General features: G+C 47.3%; 22 protein-coding genes, 2 pseudogenes and 1 riboswitch. Of the genes and pseudogenes, 10 read left to right on the forward strand and 14 right to left on the reverse strand.

Going from position 1 to position 20,736, the window contains the following annotated elements:
• Positions 1–32: 32 nt before the first annotated feature.
• From BN1044_RS16465 to mntP, 4 genes are all read left to right on the forward strand, one after another.
• Positions 33–830 (forward strand): PTS mannose/fructose/sorbose transporter subunit IIC, encoded by a 798-nt coding sequence (locus BN1044_RS16465; RefSeq protein WP_072309603.1) that lies wholly within the window; start codon positions 33–35, stop codon positions 828–830.
• A gap of 15 nt (positions 831–845) precedes the next feature.
• The gene (locus BN1044_RS16470; RefSeq protein ID WP_072309604.1) at positions 846–1,709 is read left to right on the forward strand and encodes a PTS mannose transporter subunit IID; all 864 of its coding nucleotides are present in this window, start codon (positions 846–848) and stop codon (positions 1,707–1,709) included.
• 63 nt (positions 1,710–1,772) lie between these two features.
• The gene (locus BN1044_RS16475; protein ID WP_040044853.1) at positions 1,773–2,231 is read left to right on the forward strand and encodes a DUF986 family protein; all 459 of its coding nucleotides are present in this window, start codon (positions 1,773–1,775) and stop codon (positions 2,229–2,231) included.
• Between the two features lie 179 nt (positions 2,232–2,410).
• A riboswitch (yybP-ykoY riboswitch) is annotated at positions 2,411–2,627 on the forward strand.
• Between the two features lie 7 nt (positions 2,628–2,634).
• Positions 2,635–3,207, forward strand: a complete 573-nt coding sequence (gene mntP, locus BN1044_RS16480) for a manganese efflux pump MntP (RefSeq protein WP_040045155.1) — start codon at positions 2,635–2,637, stop codon at positions 3,205–3,207.
• A 57-nt stretch (positions 3,208–3,264) separates the two neighbouring features.
• Here the strand turns inward: mntP and rlmA are convergent, their stop codons facing one another.
• On the reverse strand, positions 3,265–4,077 hold the full coding sequence (gene rlmA / locus BN1044_RS16485) for a 23S rRNA (guanine(745)-N(1))-methyltransferase (RefSeq protein ID WP_072309605.1): 813 nt from the start codon (positions 4,075–4,077) through the stop codon (positions 3,265–3,267).
• 174 nt (positions 4,078–4,251) lie between these two features.
• Between rlmA and BN1044_RS16490 the strand changes: the two genes are divergently transcribed.
• On the forward strand, positions 4,252–4,959 hold the full coding sequence (locus tag BN1044_RS16490) for a purine nucleoside phosphorylase YfiH/LACC1 family protein (protein WP_072309606.1): 708 nt from the start codon (positions 4,252–4,254) through the stop codon (positions 4,957–4,959).
• A 67-nt stretch (positions 4,960–5,026) separates the two neighbouring features.
• Here the strand turns inward: BN1044_RS16490 and cspE are convergent, their stop codons facing one another.
• Both cspE and BN1044_RS16500 read right to left on the reverse strand, forming a co-directional pair.
• Positions 5,027–5,236 (reverse strand): transcription antiterminator/RNA stability regulator CspE, encoded by a 210-nt coding sequence (cspE, locus tag BN1044_RS16495; protein WP_004094893.1) that lies wholly within the window; start codon positions 5,234–5,236, stop codon positions 5,027–5,029.
• Positions 5,237–5,277: 41 nt separating this feature from the next.
• Positions 5,278–5,394: a DUF2627 domain-containing protein gene (locus BN1044_RS16500; protein ID WP_071842629.1), complete on the reverse strand. Its 117-nt coding sequence runs from the start codon at positions 5,392–5,394 to the stop codon at positions 5,278–5,280.
• A 758-nt stretch (positions 5,395–6,152) separates the two neighbouring features.
• On the opposite strand from BN1044_RS16500, the gene pagP reads away from it, so the two are divergent.
• A complete protein-coding gene (gene pagP / locus BN1044_RS16505) occupies positions 6,153–6,758 on the forward strand; it encodes a lipid IV(A) palmitoyltransferase PagP (RefSeq protein WP_081329607.1) in 606 nt (201 codons plus the stop codon).
• A 69-nt stretch (positions 6,759–6,827) separates the two neighbouring features.
• Here pagP and cysB read toward each other — a convergent pair whose 3' ends face one another.
• On the reverse strand, positions 6,828–7,802 hold the full coding sequence (gene cysB, locus BN1044_RS16510) for an HTH-type transcriptional regulator CysB (RefSeq protein ID WP_072309607.1): 975 nt from the start codon (positions 7,800–7,802) through the stop codon (positions 6,828–6,830).
• A gap of 432 nt (positions 7,803–8,234) precedes the next feature.
• Positions 8,235–10,832, reverse strand: coding sequence for a type I DNA topoisomerase (gene topA, locus BN1044_RS16515; RefSeq protein WP_025796836.1), 2,598 nt, complete (start codon positions 10,830–10,832; stop codon positions 8,235–8,237).
• Positions 10,833–11,266: 434 nt separating this feature from the next.
• Here topA and BN1044_RS16520 point away from each other — a divergent pair, with 434 nt between their 5' ends.
• Positions 11,267–11,518, forward strand: a complete 252-nt coding sequence (locus tag BN1044_RS16520; RefSeq protein WP_072309608.1) for a YciN family protein — start codon at positions 11,267–11,269, stop codon at positions 11,516–11,518.
• Between the two features lie 90 nt (positions 11,519–11,608).
• Here the strand turns inward: BN1044_RS16520 and sohB are convergent, their stop codons facing one another.
• Positions 11,609–12,655, reverse strand: coding sequence for a protease SohB (gene sohB / locus BN1044_RS16525; RefSeq protein WP_072309609.1), 1,047 nt, complete (start codon positions 12,653–12,655; stop codon positions 11,609–11,611).
• Between the two features lie 290 nt (positions 12,656–12,945).
• On the opposite strand from sohB, the gene BN1044_RS16530 reads away from it, so the two are divergent.
• Positions 12,946–13,707: a YciK family oxidoreductase gene (locus BN1044_RS16530; RefSeq protein WP_072309610.1), complete on the forward strand. Its 762-nt coding sequence runs from the start codon at positions 12,946–12,948 to the stop codon at positions 13,705–13,707.
• Positions 13,708–13,776: 69 nt separating this feature from the next.
• The gene (gene cobO, locus BN1044_RS16535; RefSeq protein WP_072309611.1) at positions 13,777–14,367 is read left to right on the forward strand and encodes a cob(I)yrinic acid a,c-diamide adenosyltransferase; all 591 of its coding nucleotides are present in this window, start codon (positions 13,777–13,779) and stop codon (positions 14,365–14,367) included.
• 43 nt (positions 14,368–14,410) lie between these two features.
• Here cobO and BN1044_RS16540 read toward each other — a convergent pair whose 3' ends face one another.
• The 4 genes from BN1044_RS16540 to BN1044_RS16555 all read right to left on the reverse strand — a co-directional run bounded on the left by BN1044_RS16540 (position 14,411) and on the right by BN1044_RS16555 (position 18,050).
• Positions 14,411–15,013 carry an adenosylcobalamin/alpha-ribazole phosphatase gene (locus tag BN1044_RS16540; RefSeq protein ID WP_072309612.1) on the reverse strand — a complete coding sequence of 201 codons (603 nt, stop codon included), beginning with the start codon at positions 15,011–15,013 and terminating at the stop codon, positions 14,411–14,413.
• 44 nt (positions 15,014–15,057) lie between these two features.
• A complete protein-coding gene (gene cobS / locus BN1044_RS16545; protein ID WP_072309613.1) occupies positions 15,058–15,795 on the reverse strand; it encodes an adenosylcobinamide-GDP ribazoletransferase in 738 nt (245 codons plus the stop codon).
• A 177-nt stretch (positions 15,796–15,972) separates the two neighbouring features.
• Positions 15,973–16,926, reverse strand: a complete 954-nt coding sequence (rluB, locus tag BN1044_RS16550) for a 23S rRNA pseudouridine(2605) synthase RluB (RefSeq protein ID WP_072309614.1) — start codon at positions 16,924–16,926, stop codon at positions 15,973–15,975.
• A 131-nt stretch (positions 16,927–17,057) separates the two neighbouring features.
• Positions 17,058–18,050 carry an MBL fold metallo-hydrolase gene (locus tag BN1044_RS16555; protein WP_072309615.1) on the reverse strand — a complete coding sequence of 331 codons (993 nt, stop codon included), beginning with the start codon at positions 18,048–18,050 and terminating at the stop codon, positions 17,058–17,060.
• A gap of 273 nt (positions 18,051–18,323) precedes the next feature.
• On the opposite strand from BN1044_RS16555, the gene BN1044_RS16560 reads away from it, so the two are divergent.
• Complete coding sequence (locus BN1044_RS16560) at positions 18,324–18,614, forward strand: hypothetical protein (protein WP_072309616.1); 291 nt, start codon at positions 18,324–18,326, stop codon at positions 18,612–18,614.
• Positions 18,615–18,801: 187 nt separating this feature from the next.
• Here BN1044_RS16560 and BN1044_RS16565 read toward each other — a convergent pair whose 3' ends face one another.
• The 4 genes and pseudogenes from BN1044_RS16565 to BN1044_RS16580 form a co-directional block, all read right to left on the reverse strand.
• Positions 18,802–19,266 (reverse strand): DUF6392 family protein, encoded by a 465-nt coding sequence (locus tag BN1044_RS16565; RefSeq protein ID WP_072309617.1) that lies wholly within the window; start codon positions 19,264–19,266, stop codon positions 18,802–18,804.
• 9 nt (positions 19,267–19,275) lie between these two features.
• Positions 19,276–19,742: pseudogene (locus tag BN1044_RS24220) on the reverse strand (DUF6392 family protein).
• 227 nt (positions 19,743–19,969) lie between these two features.
• A complete protein-coding gene (locus BN1044_RS16575) occupies positions 19,970–20,437 on the reverse strand; it encodes a DUF6392 family protein (RefSeq protein ID WP_061554489.1) in 468 nt (155 codons plus the stop codon).
• Positions 20,434–20,736: pseudogene (locus BN1044_RS16580) on the reverse strand (S-type pyocin domain-containing protein); the annotation flags it as partial. The gene BN1044_RS16575 and the pseudogene BN1044_RS16580, both read right to left, overlap by 4 nt.

Consider the following 20,736-nt stretch of genomic DNA (forward strand, 5'->3'; position numbering starts at 1 on the left):
AAACTCAGCTCTTTGGTTAGAGGAGAAGTGCAATGGAGATTACAACTCTTCAGATTGTACTGATATTTATTGTTGCGTGTATTGCAGGGATGGGTTCCATCCTTGATGAATTCCAGTTTCACCGTCCGCTGGTGGCTTGTACCCTGATCGGTATCGTTCTGGGTGACATGAAAACCGGTATCATTATCGGTGGTACTCTGGAAATGATCGCTTTGGGTTGGATGAACATCGGTGCGGCTGTTGCACCTGATGCGGCACTGGCCTCCATTATTTCCACCATTCTGGTTATCGCCGGTGGGCAAAGCGTTGGTGCTGGTATCGCACTGGCCATTCCATTGGCAGCAGCGGGTCAGGTTCTGACCATCATCGTTCGTACTATCACCGTGGGCTTCCAGCACGCGGCTGACGGCGCGGCCGAGCGTGGCGACCTGCGTGCGATTAGCGTTCTGCACTGCTCTGCATTAATCCTGCAAGCAATGCGTATCGCAATCCCTGCGGTTGTTGTTGCAATTTCTGTAGGTACTGATGCTGTTCACACCATGCTGAATGCAATCCCTGAAGTCGTGACCTCTGGTCTGGCTATCGCGGGTGGTATGATCGTCGTAGTTGGTTATGCGATGGTTATCAACATGATGCGTGCTGGCTACCTGATGCCTTTCTTCTATTTAGGTTTCGTTACCGCTGCGTTCACTAACTTCAACTTGGTTGCGTTGGGTGTTCTGGGTCTGATGATGGCTATTCTATATATCCAACTCAGCCCTAAATACAACAAATCTCAGGTTGTACAAGTTGCCGCCGGCGATAACGGCCTTGATAACGAATTAGACTAGGAAAGGGTGAGAGAAATGGTTGATACAACATCATCAGTTGCAACTCCAAAAACTGAAACGAAACTCACCGCAGGCGACCTGCGCAGCGTATTCCTGCGCTCTAACCTGTTTCAAGGTTCATGGAACTTTGAACGTATGCAAGCATTGGGTTTCTGTTTCTCCATGGTGCCGGTTATCCGTCGCCTGTATCCAGAGAACACAGATGAACGCAGGCAGGCAATCAAGCGTCATTTAGAATTCTTCAACACACACCCATACGTTGCGGCCCCTATTTTGGGTGTTACAGCAGCGATGGAAGAACAGCGTGCGAACGGTGCTCCGATCGACGATGGTGCCATTAACGGTATCAAAGTGGGTCTGATGGGACCGTTAGCCGGTGTGGGTGACCCAATCTTCTGGGGTACCGTACGTCCTGTATTTGCAGCGTTAGGTGCAGGTATTGCGATGACCGGTAGCCTGTTGGGCCCTATCCTGTTCTTCGTTCTGTTCAACCTGGTTCGCCTGCTGGTTCGTTACTATGGCGTAGCTTACGGTTATAAGAAAGGTGTTGATATCGTTAGCGATATGGGCGGTGGCTTCCTACAGAAACTGACGGAGGGGGCATCGATCCTAGGTCTGTTTGTTATGGGGGCCTTGGTTAACAAGTGGACACATGTCAACATTCCACTTGTGGTATCCCGTATCACTGACCAAACCGGTCACACCACGGTAACAACGGTTCAGACCATTCTGGACCAGTTGATGCCTGGCCTGATCCCACTGCTGCTGACCTTCGGCTGTATGTGGCTGCTGCGTAAGAAAGTCAACGCACTGTGGATCATTATCGGCTTCTTCTTCATTGGTATCTTCGGCTACTGGATCGGTCTGCTCGGTCTGTAATCGTATGAATAGCCGGATAGGGTTCGCCCTATCCGGCTTTTTTATTTTGTGTTTGGAGTATTCATGTCTTTAACTGATATCGCACTGCTGGCTTTTATCCTGCTGTTTATTCTTTACGCCGTCTATGATGAAATCATCATGCCAAGGCGCAATGGAAAAACACGCTTACAGGTTAATTTAAAACGTCGTAATAAAGCCGACAGTGGAATATTTGTTGGATTGTTAGCCATTCTTGCGTACCAAAATATAACTAATAATGGTTCTCATTTCACAACCTGGTTACTCTTTACTCTGGCAATTATCGCTATCTATGTTTTTTATATTCGCTGGCCAAAAATATTATTTAAAGAAACTGGTTTTTATTACGGTAATGTTTTTATTTTATACAGCCGAATCAAAAATATGAATATGTCAGAAGATGGCTATCTGGTTATTGATTTAGAGAAACGCAGGTTACTGATTCAAGTCGCTAAAATGGACGATTTAGACTTAATCTTGAAGTTTTTCGTTGAGCAGAAATAACCAATACGCCCTGCTGTTAATGAGATTCAGTACATTACTCCTGCTATTTGTACTGGATCTTTACCCTCCTAAAACGTTATTACTTGTCCGACACACCCCAGTTAATAATAATTATCATTAACATTGATTTCCCCTGCAAAATATGCCGTTGTTATTATCTAAAGAAATAGAGTATGATCGCCTCCGTCAATTTGGGGAGTAGCCGGCGTTCTAGCTGATTAATATTCAGTTTTTGAGCGCGCTCGTGTCAACATACTCGTTCCTAGCATGGAACGTGGTGCGAGCAGCCCGCTTGCTGATCATCAGCATTCAAGCGTGGACAGGCGAGACCATAGACACGTAGCTCCGTCGTATGGTTGGGGGTGGGCTGCGTGTATATGGAACACCCGGCCGAGTATTTTTCATGAATTTATCCGCAACAGTTATCCTCGCTTTCGGCATGTCTATGGACGCTTTCGCTGCGTCAATTGGTAAAGGTGCCGCGCTGCACAAACCTCGTTTCCGTGAAGCATTCCGTACTGGTCTTATTTTTGGTGCCGTAGAAGCGATTACCCCGCTCATTGGTTGGGGAATTGGTCTACTGGCCAGCAAGTTCATTATGGAATGGGATCACTGGGTCGCCTTTGCCCTGCTCTTCGTACTCGGGAGCCGTATGGTTTATGAGGGCTGGAAAGGCAACCATGATGAAAATGCTGAACCAGTGCGCCGTCACGGATTCTGGCTGCTCGTCACCACGGCAATTGCAACCAGCTTAGATGCAATGGCCATCGGCGTCGGGTTAGCCTTCCTACAGGTCAATATCCTCCACACCGCGATGGCGATTGGTTTAGCCACGATGATTATGGCGACGTTGGGCATGATGATTGGTCGATTTATTGGCCCGCTGTTAGGCAAGCGCGCAGAGATTTTGGGAGGCGTGGTACTTATCGGTATTGGGTTCTCGATTTTATATGAGCATATCGGTCCTTTCTTCTAAGAACTGACAGTATAAAAATGCCCGCGTAATGCGGGCATTTTTATGTCACTCGAACGCTCAATCACGGCGATACACACGAATAGCAAAATCTGTTTCGCACTCAAATTCAGCGCTACTTTTCAATGTTTCTGCTACATCAGGCGTCGCTCGCCACGCGAAAGGCGTCATTTGCAACAAATTAGCGGCCTGCTCTCCTGGCAGCATCAGGGTGTAGGCCAGCTGTTGCTCATCAATAAGCGTGAAACCCTCAAACGTTTCAGTCTTCTCCGCATGCAGCTGTACAGAGTCATAAACTTGCGCCTTCAGTTGGTAGAGATGGCGCGGAGCCGGTGACACTGTCACAAGAATACCCTGTTGAGCAACAACACGAGCCAGCTCTTCCGCCTTGCAAGGTGCATAGATGCGAATAACAGCATCCATCGAGGCATCGGCGTAAGGCAGACGATGACTTGAAGCAACACAGAAAGACACCGTCGGGTAACGTTTAGCCGCATAGCGAATGGCAACCTTGGCAATATCTAAGCCAAAAACCGCAATATCCCGCTCGCTAAACTGTTTTGCCACTTCAGAGGTGTAATATCCCTCGCCGCAGCCAATATCGAGAATACGACGGGTTTGAGGCGCTATATGCGTCTGAATCGCATGGCAAACGGCTTCACGCAGCGGCTGATAGTAGTTTTGATCCAAAAATGCACGCCGCGCCTGCATCATTTCAGTACTATCCCCCGGCTGCTTGGAGTGTTTGTGCTGAACAGGCATCAGATTTACGTATCCCTCTTTTGCACAATCAAACTGGTGATTATTGACGCAACGCCACTGATGATCGTTTTTTTCCAGCGGTTGCTGACAAAGAGGACACTGATAAGGCATTAGATTTCCCGCATACTGACGTTAAAGCACAACAGTCTAAATAACGCCAGCCAGCGATGCAACTGACGAAGTACCTCAAACTAACAGCAAAATGCCTTACGGCCCCCTTTTCTAAAGCGCCAATAATCCCTAAGCTGAAGCTCTCAGTTTGATAAACGTCGAATAGGACAGCGTATGGCAATCCCCGGTTGGCGCAATATCCCAAATATTCGTTATGGATTCGGTCACAAGACAGCGTTAATGCCGACAGTTTTAAGCCCCTATCGGGAGACGATGCCTGAGAAAAAGCAGGTACATGGGATCCGCGTAGTCGATGTAACCACGCCCAACCAAGAGTGCGGCGAATGTGACGCTCTTTATACGAGTAAACCAAACATACTGCTGACTATTCTCACCGCTGACTGCCTGCCTGTGATTTTCAGCCGCCAAGACGGCCAAGCTATAGCGGTGGCACATGCGGGCTGGCGTGGACTCATAGACGGCGTTTTAGAGCAGGTTGCGAAGCGTATTTCACAAGAGGATGATATTTCACAGTGGATGGCCGCTATCGGCCCTAGCGCAGGGGCATGCTGTTATGAAGTGGATGAACCTTTGGTCGAACGCTTTCATCAAGCGTTACCCTATGACCCTGCGCTGATCTCTCCCTGCTTCCGACATTTAGATCTCGTAGCTATTGCGCAAGCTAAACTTCATGGGCTTGGATTCGCTCATGTCGATAACCTATCTGAGTGCACTATTTGTACCCAAGAACATCAACCTGAAGCAACTCACTATTTCCGCTATACCAGTTTTCGGCGCAATGCGCATCGGCGCGAACGAGAACCTGAGCATCCAGGAATCAAAGGCCGCAATCAGTACTCCGGCTTAATCATTCTCCCCTAGCCTCCAATCTCAAAATTCAGGCATAAAAAAACCCGCATAAAGCGGGTTTTTAACAGCTGACGCTGTCTTAGATTGCAGTTACGTTAACTGCAGATGGGCCTTTCTGGCCATCTTGGATTTCAAACTCAACGTGCTGACCTTCAGCCAGAGTTTTGAAACCGTTACCCTGGATTGCAGAGAAGTGTACGAACACATCTTTGCTGCCGTCAGCCGGGGTGATGAAACCGAAACCTTTAGCTTCGTTGAACCACTTTACTTGACCTTTGATCTTAGCCATCTTGAGTATTTCCTTTGGATTGTTTAAACCGCCCTAGGGCGTTAGATAGACAAACTAGAGTCGTTACTGCTTGAGGCACTAAGATAAGAATCGGCAGAGAAGTGGTAGTCAACGCTATGGTTTTTACTCAGAACTTCTTTACTGAAAATGCCACACATATACAGAACTGTACCTCGTTTTACCCAGATGCGTTATCACACACTACGTATTCAATGGCAAGCCATTTTTATCCAGTGAACGACACGTCGCACAGAAATAAAACGGTCGGCGGAAAACTAAGCTAATCTGTGCCAAAAACTGTTGCCACTCACAGAATTATCTGCTGCATGAAACTGCTTATTTAAGCACCGATTTATGCCGTTCTCCATCTCCTCCGTCGCTATCTTTTTACTCTATTCTGAACGGAGAGTCACCTATTCCGACGATGAAATTAACTAATAATGAGTATAAAAAAGGAATGTGTGATGCATAATACGGTTCTACGGAGATTTATTGCAGTAACAGCAGGGAGTTTGCTAAATATTTGTTACATTCTTACCGCATGCAATGACGCTATGTAACCCTAATATGGCTTACAACCGGCGAAGCGTCCCTGACATCCCTCCCCTAAACCATAAAATGAGCCATCTCTCTGGCTAACACTATGTAGTACCACCGCTTTCTGTAGCAGAAAAATCACAATACCATTAGGTTACCAAGAAGAATTTGCTAAATGATTGGTATCCATTATTGCTCTACTTTTGATTCAGGAAAATCCGTATTTTTCCTGTTGTTTATACTTCATTCAACTTTACCCGCAATCCTATGATATAATTTATTCCTAACAATAAAATATTTGCTTCGATATAATTCTTCGATCGCGCCTCTCTACTAAAAGACTTCCAAAATTAATAACAAAATATTACCGAGAATAATAATGAAACTAGTGAAAACAGGTCGCCTGTCTATTGGTTGTCTATCGCTATTGGCGCCCGTCGTTGTTTTTGCGCAAACACCAATAACAACCAGCGAATCACCTGATACACACTCAAAGACGCAGCAAGATAGCAGCTTTTGGGGCTCGTTTACCGATCAGGTCAAACAAACGTGGCATGCCGATAATTACGAGCTGTATGTGCCGCTAAATACTTGGCACAACCGCGCCATGTATGACAAAGAGAAAACCGACAAGTACAACGAACGCCCTTGGGGCGCGGGGTTTGGCGTCTATCGTTACGATGAAAACGATAATTGGCACTCACTGTATGCGATGGCGTTTAAAGACTCTCACAATAAAATTGAGCCTATTATCGGCTATGGTTTTGAATGGATGTGGATCCCTGGAGACCGCGATGGTTGGCGTTTTGGTGCAGGGTATACGGCCAGTATCACCGCTCGTGATGATTACTCCTACATTCCTATTCCGCTAGTGTTGCCTTTAGTATCGATTGAGTACAATCGTTTATCTATTCAAACAACGTATATTCCAGGAACCTACAATAACGGAAATGTCTTATTTACATGGATGCGTTGGAAATTTTAATTAATATCCTTTGAAAAATTAAGCCAATAAAAAAGGAGCCGCTGGCTCCTTTTTTGTTAAAGAATATTCTTATTTGATCGGCAGTTTTATATCTTTAAACATTGCCTCAATTTCTTCATTTGAACGCAATGCAACAGCGGTATCAACAACATCTCGCGTCAAATGCGGTGCAAAACGTTGGATGAAATCATACATATAGCTACGCAGGAACGTACTGCGGCGGAAGCCGATTTTTGTAGTGCTAAAGGTAAAGATATCGCTGGTATCCACCGTAACCAAATCAGGATCCTGAGCAGGATCGACCGCCATATTCGCGATAACCCCCACCCCTAAGCCCAAACGCACGTAGGTTTTGATCACGTCGGCGTCTGTGGCAGTAAAGACAATCTTGGGTGTCAAACCCGCACGATTGAAGGCCGTATCCAGCTCTGAACGCCCCGTGAAACCAAAGGTATAGGTAACAATGGGATATTCGGCCAGCTCTTCAATGGTGATCGAGGTTTTCCCTGCCAGCGGATGGTCGGGTTTCACCACCACGGCGCGATTCCAGTGGTAACAAGGCAACATAATCAAATCATCATAAAGATGCAGAGCTTCAGTCGCGATAGCAAAATCCGCGTTTCCTTTAGAAACCGCTTCCGCAATCTGCGTTGGAGAGCCTTGATGCATATGCAGAGACACGCGTGGATAGCGTTCGATAAAGCCTTTAATCACGGGAGGCAGCGCATAACGCGCCTGCGTATGCGTCGTAGCCACATACAGTGAGCCTTTGTCTGGATAGGTATGTTCCCCTGCAACAGCTTTGATGGCATCAACCTTGGATAAAACTTCACGCGCAATGCGGATAATTTCCTGCCCTGCTGGCGTTACCTGTGTCAGATGTTTTCCACTGCGGGAAAAGATCTGGATACCTAATTCATCCTCTAGCATTCGTACTTGCTTACTAATGCCTGGCTGAGAGGTGTACAGGCCTTCTGCGGTCGATGACACATTTAAATTGTGGTTCACCACTTCCACAATGTAACGAAGCTGCTGCAATTTCATAGCTAATACCATCCTAGGTTGAAACTTGACGCGATGGCAGTCTGGATAGGAGCACCCCTTGGCAATAGGCTTACACTCCAGCCTTGGGCTTTCTGTGCCGATTAAAACTCGTTTTGCCCTACATTGACCGCAATGTTAATAACTCAACAATCATTTAAATTGCTTTTATATAACCACTATATCATTTTGAGCCGATCTGTATAGCTCTGGTAACAAGATCATAACGAATTATTTATGGAATTAATAAAAGTCTCGATAGCATACTTATTTAGACTTTGAATCAAAAGCCACGGCCGCTTGCCTTGATACAACGATGAATAGTTATGCAATTTCATGCACCCTATCTCGCGTTGCTGATTTTGATTTTTACATGAAAAAACCGGTCAGAAATCCTGACCGGTTTTAACCACTTTTTAGCAAAAAAGCGTTAGTTTATTTCTTAGTTTCGACCCATTTTCCGTCAACGAAGAATGCGGTCCAACCTGTCGCTTTGCCGTCTTTTTCTGAAGAGACATATTGCTGTTTGGTCTTACGACTGAAACGCACCATCGTCTTGTTACCTTCAGGGTCTTTCTGCGGCGCATCAGCCAGATAGCTCAACTTCTCAGGCAAGCGATCTTTGAAACGAGCTAATTCTTCCACCAGCGGCGCGCGTGTTTCACGCGATTTAGGGAAAGTATTGGCCGCTAAGAACACGCCTGCAGCGCCATCGCGCAGCACGAAGTAAGCATCTGACTTTTCGCACGGCAGCTCAGGCAGTGGAACCGGATCTTCTTTCGGTGGCGCTACGTCGCCGTTACGCAGGATCTTACGAGTGTTCTTACACTCTTCATTGGTACATGCCATGTATTTGCCGAAACGCCCCATTTTCAGGTGCATTTCAGAACCACATTTTTCGCACTCAACGATCGGGCCGTCATAGCCCTTGATGCGGAACTCACCCTCTTCGATCTCGTAACCGTCACACGCTGGGTTGTTACCACACACATGCAGCTTACGCTGATTATCGATCAGGTAGCTATCCATCGCCGTGCCGCACTTGGCACAACGGCGTTTAGCACGCAATGCGTTGGTTTCAGCATCATCGCCTTCCAGCACGTTAAGCACTTCGGCTTCCGGCACCAGATTGATCGTGGTCTTGCAACGCTCTTTCGGCGGCAGTGCGTAGCCAGAACAGCCAAGGAAAACGCCGGTGCTGGCGGTACGAATACCCATCTGACGTTCACAGGTTGGGCAGGCGATACTGGTCAGAACCATTTGGTTCGGACGCATACCGCCTTCTTCTGGATCTTTTTCAGCGACCGAAAGCTGTTTGCTGAAGTCTTGGAAGAAGCCATCAAGCACGTTTTTCCAGTCTTCTTTGGCATTAGCAACCTGATCAAGGCCGTTTTCCATGTGCGCGGTGAAATCATAATTCATCAGCTCACGGAAATTTTCTTCCAAGCGGTCGGTGACAATCTCACCCATTTTTTCAGCGTAGAAACGGCGGTTGTCCACACGCACATAGCCACGATCCTGAATGGTTGAAATGATGGCCGCATAGGTAGAAGGACGACCAATACCCCGTTTTTCCAACTCTTTAACCAACGATGCTTCGCTAAAGCGAGCCGGTGGCTTGGTGAAGTGTTGGCTTGGTAAAAGCTGCTGCAACGTCAATTCACTACCAATTTCCACAAATGGCAATGTGCGATCTTCATCGCCCTTACGCAGCTGAGGCAGAACTTTAGTCCAACCATCAAAGCGCAAAGTACGGCCTTTCGCTTTCAACGTATAATCGCCCGCTTTCACGGAAATCGTTGTTGAGTCGTATTTAGCCGGCGTCATCTGACAAGAAACAAACTGGCGCCAGATCAGCTGATACAGCTTCTGGGCGTCTGCTTCCATGTCTTTTAGCTGTTCAGACAACACGTTCACATCAGAAGGACGAATCGCTTCATGCGCTTCCTGTGAATTGTCTTTGCTGGCGTAGGTATTTGGTTCTTTCGGCATATACTGCTCGCCGAAGTTTTCACCGATATACTCACGCACCATGCTAACCGCATCCTGACTCAGGTTAGTGGAGTCAGTACGCATATAGGTAATATGACCGGCTTCATACAGACGCTGGGCCATCATCATGGTTTTCTTCACGCCAAAGCCAAGACGCGTGCTTGCGGCCTGCTGCAACGTGGAAGTAATAAACGGCGCTGAAGGCTTGCTGCTGGTCGGCTTATCTTCACGATCTAAAACCGTGTAATGCGCGTTCTCTAGCGCCTTAACGGCGGTCTGAGTTTGATCGCCATTAACCGGTTTGAAAGGTTTGTCTTTGTGATGCGTAACCTGCATTTGCAGAGCAACTGCATTCTTGTCGTTCAGATCGGCACGTAATTCCCAATATTCTTCAGGAACAAACGCTTTGATTTCGCGTTCGCGATCGACAACCAAACGCACAGCAACCGACTGAACACGACCGGCAGATAAACCACGGGCAATTTTCTTCCACAGCAGCGGAGAAACCATGTAACCCACAACGCGGTCCATAAAACGACGCGCCTGTTGTGCGTTAACGCGGTCGATATTTAATTCGCCGGGTTTATTAAATGCCTGCTGGATAGCGTTCTTAGTGATTTCGTTAAACACCACGCGGCTATAACGACTTTCGTCGCCGCCAATCACCTCACGTAAATGCCACGCGATGGCTTCCCCTTCGCGGTCAAGGTCGGTTGCGAGATAAATGTGGTCAGCTTTTTCAGCTAATGTTTTTAACTCTGCAACAACCTTTTCTTTACCTGGGAGTATTTCATATTGCGCTTTCCAGCCGTGATAAGGATCAACGCCCATACGATTAACCAGCGCTTCACGCTCATTCTTTTTGACTTTAGGCTTCGCTTTATCTTCAGCGGAGGCTGCGCCCTTTTTACTGGCTGAACCACTGGTCGGCAAATCGCGGATATGACCGACGCTGGACTTAACCACGTAGTCATTACCCAGATACTTATTTATCGTTTTAGCTTTTGCCGGGGACTCAACTATTACGAGAGCTTTACCCATAATTACCTTTACCTGAATGAATCCTTCTGTCTCCAGAAGCCTTTGTTCGCCATTATCATAGCGATTGAAAAATTCTTTTTTATATTGCGGCAGACCGCGCTGAGATCAAGCCATTTTTTTATAAATCGCTTTCAACTGCTCAACACAACTGCAAAATGCGACACCAAAAACAGGAGCAACGCACTCGCAACCTTATGACATGCGGAACTTTTATTCAAAACGACAATCTTTCGTTCCGCCAAAGGTCAGAAAACCCATCACTCTACCGGATTGAGAACATCACGCAACTTAATTAGCACGGAATGGAGATTTTTACCAATTATCGGCCAAAACTTAGATCAAAATACCGCGATAGTTTGCGATACCCCTAGCGTACGCAGTACTATATTAGGCAGTGTTATTAATAGACAACGCCATTTGTTGGAGAACGAAAAATGTTCGGTGAAACAACCCCAATCAAACGTGAAGCTCTGCTGGCGGAAGCCAACCAAATCATTAAAGAACACGACGATTATATGCAGGGTATGGAAGCGACCGAAGTCGAGCAAAAAGGCGACGTATTAGTATTCCGCGGTGAGTTTTTCCTCGACGAAGATGGAATTCCAACCCGCAAAACCACCGCCGTGTTTAATATGTTTAAACATCTAGCTCATGTATTATCTGAAAAATATCATTTAGAAGATTAATTCATCATTCTGAATTTAATCGCTAAAAAAATGCCCCTTGAAAGGGGCATTTTAATTTCATTAATGTTACTCAACATTAACAAACTTATTTTATATATCGTAACGCTGGCTACGCTGCCACCAACGTAACATCAAGCGATCGGCGCTGTTCGCCGCGCTATTGGTAAAGCGATCCATCATGCGTTTACGGCGGGTATAACGCACACCGATCACGTCATGATTTTCCATTTCAGCAATCAACAGATCGTCGCTGGTACCAACGGAGTCGACCAAGCCTTTATCTTTCGCTTGAATGCCATACCAGTGTTCACCGGTTGCGACGGAATCAATGTCCAATGACGGCCGCTGCTGGCTGACAAACTCTTTAAACAGCTCATGGGTTTCATTCAGCTCTTCGCGGAATTTCTCCCGGCCTTGCTCGGTGTTCTCGCCTAACAGCGTGAGAGTACGTTTGAACTCCCCGGCAGTATGCAGCTCAACGTCGATATCGTTCTTCTTCAGCCAGCGGTTGAAGTTAGGGATCTGTGCGACAACGCCGATTGAGCCAATAATCGCAAAGGGTGCTGCGACGATTCGGTCTGCGACACAGGCCATCATATAGCCACCGCTGGCGGCGACTTTGTCTACCGCAACGGTTAATCGCACACCTGCCTGACGTAAACGCTGCAACTGTGAAGCGGCTAAACCATAGCCATGCACCACGCCGCCCGGACTTTCCAAGCGCAACAGAACTTCATCGCCCTGCTTAGCGGCAGCCAGCACAGCGCTGATTTCCTCACGAAGCGAACTCACTTCATGGGCATCCATACTACCTTTGAAGTCGAGAACATACAGACACGGTTTTTCTTTCGCCGCAATCCCCTGTTTTACCTCGGTTTTACGCTGCTTTGCTTTCTCTTTATCCTGTTTTTTCTGCTGCTTATACCACGCTTTTAAGGCGCTATCATCCATGCGCGCTTCCTGCATACTGCGCTGCATATCACGATACTGTTCGCCTAAATCCGTTAACTGTAACTCTCCGCGGCTCGCTCCCTTTTTATGTCGCAGGCTGACAAACAACACAATCAGTGCCCCTATTGCGATCACAAAGGTCATCACCTTCGCCAAAAATAGGCCATACAAGGATAACCACTCCACATTCACCGCCTTGTTTAAGATTTTCTGATACTACTTATATTAGCGCTAATCCACTGTAGCGCGTCCGCCAGTATGTAACATACTGGCGGACGCGTCATTTTCAAGGGGCTTATTCGTAAACTCCCTGTAAATTCAGCACATAATGTCCGCTCTAGGAACAATACCATTGACCATTAGCCGTGCAATAGGTCAAGATCGGCGACTATTAGTTACAGCAAATAAACAATTTAGTCATAACTTGCCGATCCAGCCGAAAAGCCTTGATGCTACGCGGCGTGAGGAAATACAGCATGCACTATCAACCACAGCCTGAGCTTTTGCAAAACCGCATTATTCTTGTGACCGGAGCGGGAGACGGAATTGGCCGTGAAGCGGCCCTCACCTATGCTCGCCACGGCGCGCAGCTGATTTTACTCGGCAGAACGCTGAGTAAGCTTCAGACCGTGCAGGAACAAATACGCCAGCTTGGTTTGTCACCTGCGGCGATCGTCGAATTTGATCTGTTAACGGCAAAGCCAGCCGACTATCAACGACTCGGCGCAGAGTTAGCGTCAGCCTACCCTTATCTTGATGGCGTATTAAACAACGCGGGTTTGCTCGGCACTATTAACCCTTTAGCGGAGCAAGACTACCAAGAGTATTGTGATGTGATGCAGGTCAACGTTAACGCCTCGCTATTGTTATCGCAGGCGCTGCTGCCTTTACTGCTGAAAGCGCCCGCAGCATCCCTGATTTTTACCAGTTCTAGCGTGGGCAAAACCGGTCGCGCGGGATGGGGCTCTTATGCTATTTCCAAATTTGCCACCGAAGGCATGATGCAGGTATTGGCCGACGAATATAAGAACTCTAATTTGCGGGTAAACTGCATTAATCCAGGCGGAACCCGCACCGGAATGCGAGCATCGGCATTCCCTTATGAAGATCCGCAGAAGCTAAAAACGCCTGCCGATATCATGCCGCTCTATCTTTATTTGATGGGTGACGACAGCCGCCGAAAAACAGGATTGAGTTTCGATGCCCAACCGGGGCGAAAAGCCGGCCCTGCGGAATAAACGTCACATCATTTTGGTGTCGCTATTTATGCCGTCGGATAACAATAGATAAATAAGTTAGGAGTAAGCATGTCTGAAGAACGCCACCAGCAGCGCCAACAACGTATCAAAGAAAAAGTCGATGCCCGTATTGCCGCCGCGCAAGAAACTCGCGGCATCGTGATGATTTTCACCGGCAATGGCAAAGGTAAAAGTACGGCAGCGTTTGGTACCGTGGCGCGCGCTGTTGGTCATGGGCATCGTGCGGGCGTGATTCAATTCATCAAAGGCACGTGGGAAAACGGCGAACGAAACCTGCTTGAGCCGCATGGCGTCGAATTTCAGGTAATGGCAACCGGTTTTACGTGGGAAACACAGAATAAAGAAACGGATACCGCCGCCGCACTTGCGGTTTGGGAGCACGGCAAACGCATGCTGAACGATGAAAGTTTAGATCTTGTGGTCATGGATGAGCTGACCTATATGGTGAGTTACGGCTATATCGAACTTGAAGAGGTGCTAGCCGCGTTGAAACAGCGTCCGGCCCATCAATCCGTGATTATTACCGGCAGAGGCTGTCATCGTGAACTGGAAGAGCTGGCGGATACCGTAAGCGAAGTTCGCCCGGTGAAACACGCGTTTGAAGCAGGTATTAAAGCGCAAAAAGGTATCGATTGGTGATAGTTAAATGCCGAGGCCACCATTGCAAGCCTCGGCGTTTTAATCAGGCAAGCACTTTCCCACTGTTGTTCAAACAGTGAATAACACTAAACCCATCGCGGTAATCGATCCGACTATGCGCTCCCTGTTCGATGCGAAAATGCCACATTGCGCGATCTTCCAGCTTGAGAAGCTGCGTGCAGATGATTGAGATAACGCCCTGATGCGCAACGATCAACACTCGCTGTCCGGCGTGCTTTTGCTGAATATCGGCTAATGCCAACCGCACTCTTGCAGAGAAATCTCGAAACCCCTCTCCACCCGGAGGAACGGTTCGTTGCCAATCGGCACACCAAGCGGCGTAGTGTTCAGCATCCTGTTGCTGCAATTCTTTGTGATGACGGAGTTCCCACTCACCAAATGCCATCTCATCCAACCCGGTATGTTGCACAAATTCAGCATCTGCACCGAGTATTCTCTGAGCCGTTTGGTGAGTGCGTTGTAAGCCGCTGGTATAAACCACATCAAATGATATTTCGGTGAGCTGTGCCGCAACCGCATCAGCCTGCTGTTCGCCTAATGCCGTTAGCGGCAGATCGCTGCTGCCACAATACACACCGTCTAGATTGGCCTGAGTCTGACCGTGGCGTACCAGATATAACTCCATCAGTGTTCCTTGGGTTCAGATTGCCTATGCGATAAGTATTCGATTTATATCACAGCAAACAGGAAGATAAGGCCGAATAACTCATTGCCCGCGCCGATGGTGTCACCGGTTTGCCCACCAATACGTTTGTTGATGAAACCACGGTATAGCAGCGCGAACAGATAAGTGATAATCGCCGCCAGTCCGCCATGCCAACTAGCGAAGCCCAGCGTCATGAGCAGACCGATGATCAGCGCAATCACGTAATGCTGGCCGCCGATTTTTCCGATATATAGATTTCCCATGCCATTTTCACGCGCATATTTTTGCTGGTACATCAGAACTGGCAGCAATGCACGGCTAAGCGCTGGAGCCGCTACCAGCAAGGTGTAAACGTTATGTCCGGTCTGCGTCAGCTGATAGATAATCGCCACCCGAGCCAAAATCACAAAAATCAGCGCCAGAGCACCGTTAGAACCAATCCGACTATCGCGCATGATCTCGAGAATACGCTCACGTGGGCGAGCCGAAAAAATCCCGTCACAGGTATCTGCCAAACCGTCTAAATGAAACGCGCCCGTGACCAGCGTGGTGGCCAATACGGCGGCAACCGCCGCTAACAACGGACCGTAAACCGGCAATATCACGGCAAACGCCAACGCACTCAGCAAGCCAACGATCAGGCCAACAAACGGAAAATAGACCACGCCTTTAGCGTAATCATTCATATCGAGATTATCTGTCCAGCGGGCAGGCACGGGAATGCGGGTCATAAACTGCAATGTGGCGAGGAATAGTTTCATTGGTACGGGTCAGTCCATGTCGTCGGTAAGCAAGAGCATGAGAATTAACTCTCTGATTGCCTTCTATATTAATACCAGACGCTCATCTGGCGCTAGCGCCAGATCGCAGATATAAGAAAACCGCAGCGGATTAACGCTGCGGCTTTATATTTGCACACTAAAAACAAAGCGCTGTGATTAACCGCGTTTGTTTCCTTTGCTGGTCGCTGCTTTATTCGCAGTCGCGCCACGTGTAGAAGACGTGCCTTTATTCGCTGAACCAGAACGGCGGTTTGGCGCTGCCGCTGCCGCACTGCCACCTTGACCATGACGTTTAACCGCACGGCGGATCTGATTCGCCTTCATACGGCGACGTTCGCGCTCAACCGGCAGCTTGCTAACGGTTTCCGCATTCAGCTCAACCAGTTCGCGCAGATAGTTGATGTCGTTCAGTGGGAGCTCTGCCCAGCCGCCGCGTGGCAGGCCTTTTGGCAAAGGCAGATCGCCATAACGAACACGGATCAAGCGGCTCACCTGCACGCCAACGGCTTCCCATAAACGACGAACCTCACGGTTACGCCCTTCGGTTAATGTCACGTTGTACCACTGGTTAATCCCTTCACCGCCTTGGAAACTGATGGTTTTAAATGATGCAGGACCATCTTCCAGTTGTACGCCACGGCTTAACTGACGAATTTTTTCATCATCAACCTGACCGAACACACGTACCGCATATTCGCGCTCAACTTCACGGCTTGGGTGCATCAAACGGTTTGCCAGTTCGCCATCGGTGGTGAACAACAGTAAACCAGACGTATTGATGTCCAAACGACCTACGGCGATCCAACGAGAACCACGCAGTTTTGGCAAGCGATCAAACACCGTTGGACGACCTTCAGGATCGCGACGGGTACATAGTTCGCCTTCCGGCTTGTAATAAGCCAAAACGCGACAAACAGATTCGGTTGATTCGCGGATAGACACAACGCGTCCATCAACACGAATTTTCATAGCCGGGGTAACCTCAACACGGTCACCAAGCGTTGCTAATTTACCATCAACGCTGACACGGCCTTCTTTAATCATGGCTTCAATTTCACGGCGTGAACCATGACCAGCATTGGCAAGAACTTTCTGTAACTTTTCGCTCATTGAGCAACCTCTAATGTCGCCTTCACAGGCGTCGTGGGGTATTGTGGATGTATCTGAAATTCAAACAATTAATTGAATTTTAACGCGGCATTATACACGAAAACGTGAAAATGTCCGAGCGCTATACTTTTTTATCCGCGAGGAAAAGGAATAAAAGCGCCAATTTTCTCGGCGGTATAGCGATTCACATCAATGCCTTGCCGCTGAATTTCTGCACGTAAACAGCTTGGAGGAGCATCCAAAGCTTCGTCGGCTAACTCAAATACGCCCCAATGCATGCCAAAAGCTCGCTGACAGCCGAGTTCACGAAATAGGCGTACCGAATCAGCCGGATCCATATGCTGAGAATGCATAAACCAGCGCGGCTCATAGGCACCCAACGGCAGCGCGGCCAACGAAAATGGCCCTAATCGTTCGCCAATCGCTTTAAGCCGTGGCGCATAACCACTGTCGCCAGAGAAATAAAAGCTATCGGTTAAATGCGAGAGAACCCACCCGCCCCACAGGCTACGATTTCGATCCCAAGGGGTTCTCATGCTCCAGTGTCGTGCAGGCACAAAATGGATCTGCACATCGCCAACCACACGCTGCTCCCACCAATCCAGTTCGTGAACATGTATCGCACCACAGCGGATAAACCATCGTTTCAGCCCAAGCGGCACCATGCAAATCAGTTTAGGAAAACGTTTTAACAGCGCATCAATAGTCTGTTTATCAAGATGGTCGTAATGATTATGTGAAATCAAAACCCCATCAATATCTGGCAGTTGTTCAACGTCGATAGGCGGCGGTGTTTTTCGCTCTGGCCCGTAAAAGTTCAGTGGCGAAGCTCGCTGGGAAAGCACGGGATCAATCAGGATGTTTTTACTCCCCATTTTCACCAACATCGCAGCGTGACCCAGCCACCACACGCCATCCTGTGACTGTGCAAGATCAACCGGCTGCCACCAGCGCTCAACAAGCCCGCGATACCCCCGCTTAGGCTTTAACGGTAAGCGGTTCTTTTTGCGTTCGTTTTGCCAGCGTTTTAAATCACCAGGACGATGTTCATTAGGCTCAGGATTGGTAAAACCCTCTGGCGTGTGGTGGGTTTTATTAGGATCATAATAAGGATTTTTCTTCACTCGACGCCCACTTAGGTGACAACGTCACTTGAAATTGGCCAAAATTGCCATATTTCATTCTAGCTACCACAAACACATTTATCACCGATGTTTGACGTTAAGAATTACTTAATAACTACAGACTATTCTCGATGTCAGCTTTTGTCAGTCACGTAAAGTAGGCTAAAGGTGCTGGGGTTTTAAAAGAATTCTCTTTAGTCTCGTTTTCAAGAAACAAACGACGGGTGGATCACAAAATTAGCCCGTTAGCGAGTCATCAGGAGTTAATTACATATGAAAAATAATCAGTCATACACTCGCACTCAACGCATGCGCAGCGCTCTACAGGGGCAGATGCAATACTGGAAAATGTATCTATCGCTGAAGTCTCGCCAAATGGGGCTCAGCGGTAAAATGCGCCAGATGACGCTTATCGTATCGGCGGTAATGATGGTCGCCATGCTGATGGCAGGCTTCGTGCTCTTTAACCTTGTGGTTCTGAGCGTCGCCTTAATTGGCGCAATAGTTTCACTGTTCCGCCCACGCCAGCGCCCTTTCACCACGCAGGGGCCGAGGGTGATCTAGATTGAATTGAATTTGCTTCATGTAGCGTGAAGTTATAAAAATATCTAGTAGATGAAATTTAGCGGTTTTGCATATGCATTACCGCTTTTTTTATTTTTAGGTGCCATGAATATCTAAGAATTCCCCAGAACAATCCGCACTATAAAAGGTTCTGGTGTTATATACCGGCTAGGGCACTTTAATGAATCTACCAACGTAGTTCTGATGTTGGTAAAAATGCCACCTCCATCACCATTTCCATTAAGTCATAATTAACCTGCATACTTACAGGAATATGAAACCCTTCAACTGTAAACAGCTCAACCCACCCAAATGTTCTTCTCATAACAACTCTAGGCTCAATACTACGTTCAGGTTTGCCATAGACATCGTGCATCCACTGCCTAGACATGCTCTTCTGTAACGGCGAAGGCAAGATATTGGGGAACGACCATCCTTTAATATCCCTTTGAATATATATAGTTACTTCCTTTAGTATTTGACCATTTCTATCAAATGCCAAGAAAACACCTTCTTTCGCCATATCAAGGCAAATAACAGGATCCCCAGAAGCACCTGTTGGCTTAGTTTTATAAGGAATTAGCCCAGAATCAAATATTTCTTGATAACTACTCCCAAGGCTACGTATCAGCGCTTCTATATTCACGGTCATTTAACGTAATTACCAGCGTAATTCGGAAGTAGGGAAAAATGAGACTGACTCTACCATGTCGCCCATGTCATATCTGATTTGCATACTAACTGGGATATGTAATCTATCTACTGAATACAAGTCAGCACGTCCGATATCTCGCTTCATGATTACTTTAGGTGGGACACTGCGAATAGGCTCCCCAAAGACAGAATGAACCCTTTCTATACTCATTTTTTTTCTAGCCCAAAATGTAGAGCGTTAGGAAAATCCCAACGACTAATTTCAGGCCTTTGAATACTCAATATAACATCTTGCAGAACTCTTCCTTCGCGTCTAAACGATAGATAAATACCTTCCAAAGACATATCTAGACTAATATTAGATGCACCAGAAAATCCTGTTGGAGGTGTCTTATAAGTAATCAGCCCCGTATTGAGTAAGTCGTTATATGACTGACCTAAACTATGTGTCAGCGCTTCTATATTTACGATCATTTGTACAGCCCCATTTCACTATTCAGTTTATGCATTTTAGCTCTGGTTTCTTCGACTTTAGTCTCGGTGACACCGTAATCTTTCAAGGCGGGCTTAACGGCATCAAAATTCCTATCCGAGGCACTCCGTAAATCTCGCGATAATCGTCATAAATACCTCAGCCCCCCAGTGCAACCCGCACTATAAGCGCCCCAGTGTTATACACCGGCTGGGGCACTTTAATGAATCTACCAACGCAATTCCGATGGCGGGAAAAACGTGATTTTTTGCACATAGTCAGCCATATCGTAACGAATCTGCATATACAGTAGTGGGGAGAATCCCTCCACAGAATACAAATCAGCCCGACCAACTTCACGCCTCATAACAACTTTAGGCTCAACACTGCGTAATGGTTGTCCATAAGTTGAATGAACCCAAGCCATAGGCATAACTTTCCGTAGACCGAAAGGCAACTCATTAGGAAACTCCCAATGAGTTGCCTTATCATTCTGAATTCTCAACGTGATTTCTTTAAGAATTCGCCCATCACGTCTGAATGACAGATAAACGCCCTCTTTCGCCATGTCCAAACTAATATCCGGATCCCCCGAAAATCCCGTTGGGGGGGTTTTATAGGGAATAAGTTCAGCATCAAGTAAATCACTATATGATTTTCCCAAACTATGTATCAACGCATCGACGTTCACTGTCATTTGTAGAGCCCCATTCTGTCATTCAGTTTGTGCATTTTTGTCCTTGCCGCTTCTATTTTGGCATCGGTTGCGCCATGCTCTTTCAATGCAGATCTTATCGCTTCCAGATTGCGATCCACCGCCGCACGTAAATCTCGTGAGTCCACTTCAATTTGTGCATCGGTATTTCGGCCTCCATAAGTTTCGCTCAGCTTCCGATGTACCTCTTTTGGAACGACTATCGAGGCCACGTCTTGAGCATATGCATCTAAATCTTCACTGTCTGCATCAGGATATAACCGTTTGAAATGAGCACGTAC

It is taken from the genome of Hafnia alvei (assembly GCF_900095695.1).
Taxonomy (GTDB): Bacteria; Pseudomonadota; Gammaproteobacteria; order Enterobacterales; family Enterobacteriaceae; genus Hafnia; species Hafnia alvei_B.

What these genes read in the sequence shown, in the direction of transcription:
- topA (WP_025796836.1), bottom strand. Translation starts at nt 10,832, where the DNA reads ATGGGTAAAGCTCTCGTAATAGTTGAGTCCCCGGCAAAAGCTAAAACG.
- cysB (WP_072309607.1), bottom strand. Translation starts at nt 7,802, where the DNA reads ATGAAATTGCAGCAGCTTCGTTACATTGTGGAAGTGGTGAACCACAAT.
- BN1044_RS16500 (WP_071842629.1), bottom strand. Translation starts at nt 5,394, where the DNA reads ATGTGTGGCATTTTCAGTAAAGAAGTTCTGAGTAAAAACCATAGCGTT.
- BN1044_RS16575 (WP_061554489.1), bottom strand. Translation starts at nt 20,437, where the DNA reads ATGACAGTGAACGTCGATGCGTTGATACATAGTTTGGGAAAATCATAT.
- BN1044_RS16560 (WP_072309616.1), top strand. Translation starts at nt 18,324, where the DNA reads ATGAAAAATAATCAGTCATACACTCGCACTCAACGCATGCGCAGCGCT.
- BN1044_RS16470 (WP_072309604.1), top strand. Translation starts at nt 846, where the DNA reads ATGGTTGATACAACATCATCAGTTGCAACTCCAAAAACTGAAACGAAA.
- BN1044_RS16520 (WP_072309608.1), top strand. Translation starts at nt 11,267, where the DNA reads ATGTTCGGTGAAACAACCCCAATCAAACGTGAAGCTCTGCTGGCGGAA.
- BN1044_RS16540 (WP_072309612.1), bottom strand. Translation starts at nt 15,013, where the DNA reads ATGGAGTTATATCTGGTACGCCACGGTCAGACTCAGGCCAATCTAGAC.
- rlmA (WP_072309605.1), bottom strand. Translation starts at nt 4,077, where the DNA reads ATGCCTTATCAGTGTCCTCTTTGTCAGCAACCGCTGGAAAAAAACGAT.
- BN1044_RS16565 (WP_072309617.1), bottom strand. Translation starts at nt 19,266, where the DNA reads ATGACCGTGAATATAGAAGCGCTGATACGTAGCCTTGGGAGTAGTTAT.
- cobS (WP_072309613.1), bottom strand. Translation starts at nt 15,795, where the DNA reads ATGAAACTATTCCTCGCCACATTGCAGTTTATGACCCGCATTCCCGTG.
- BN1044_RS16475 (WP_040044853.1), top strand. Translation starts at nt 1,773, where the DNA reads ATGTCTTTAACTGATATCGCACTGCTGGCTTTTATCCTGCTGTTTATT.
- cobO (WP_072309611.1), top strand. Translation starts at nt 13,777, where the DNA reads ATGTCTGAAGAACGCCACCAGCAGCGCCAACAACGTATCAAAGAAAAA.
- BN1044_RS16465 (WP_072309603.1), top strand. Translation starts at nt 33, where the DNA reads ATGGAGATTACAACTCTTCAGATTGTACTGATATTTATTGTTGCGTGT.
- mntP (WP_040045155.1), top strand. Translation starts at nt 2,635, where the DNA reads ATGAATTTATCCGCAACAGTTATCCTCGCTTTCGGCATGTCTATGGAC.
- rluB (WP_072309614.1), bottom strand. Translation starts at nt 16,926, where the DNA reads ATGAGCGAAAAGTTACAGAAAGTTCTTGCCAATGCTGGTCATGGTTCA.
- BN1044_RS16530 (WP_072309610.1), top strand. Translation starts at nt 12,946, where the DNA reads ATGCACTATCAACCACAGCCTGAGCTTTTGCAAAACCGCATTATTCTT.
- pagP (WP_081329607.1), top strand. Translation starts at nt 6,153, where the DNA reads ATGAAACTAGTGAAAACAGGTCGCCTGTCTATTGGTTGTCTATCGCTA.
- BN1044_RS16490 (WP_072309606.1), top strand. Translation starts at nt 4,252, where the DNA reads ATGGCAATCCCCGGTTGGCGCAATATCCCAAATATTCGTTATGGATTC.
- cspE (WP_004094893.1), bottom strand. Translation starts at nt 5,236, where the DNA reads ATGGCTAAGATCAAAGGTCAAGTAAAGTGGTTCAACGAAGCTAAAGGT.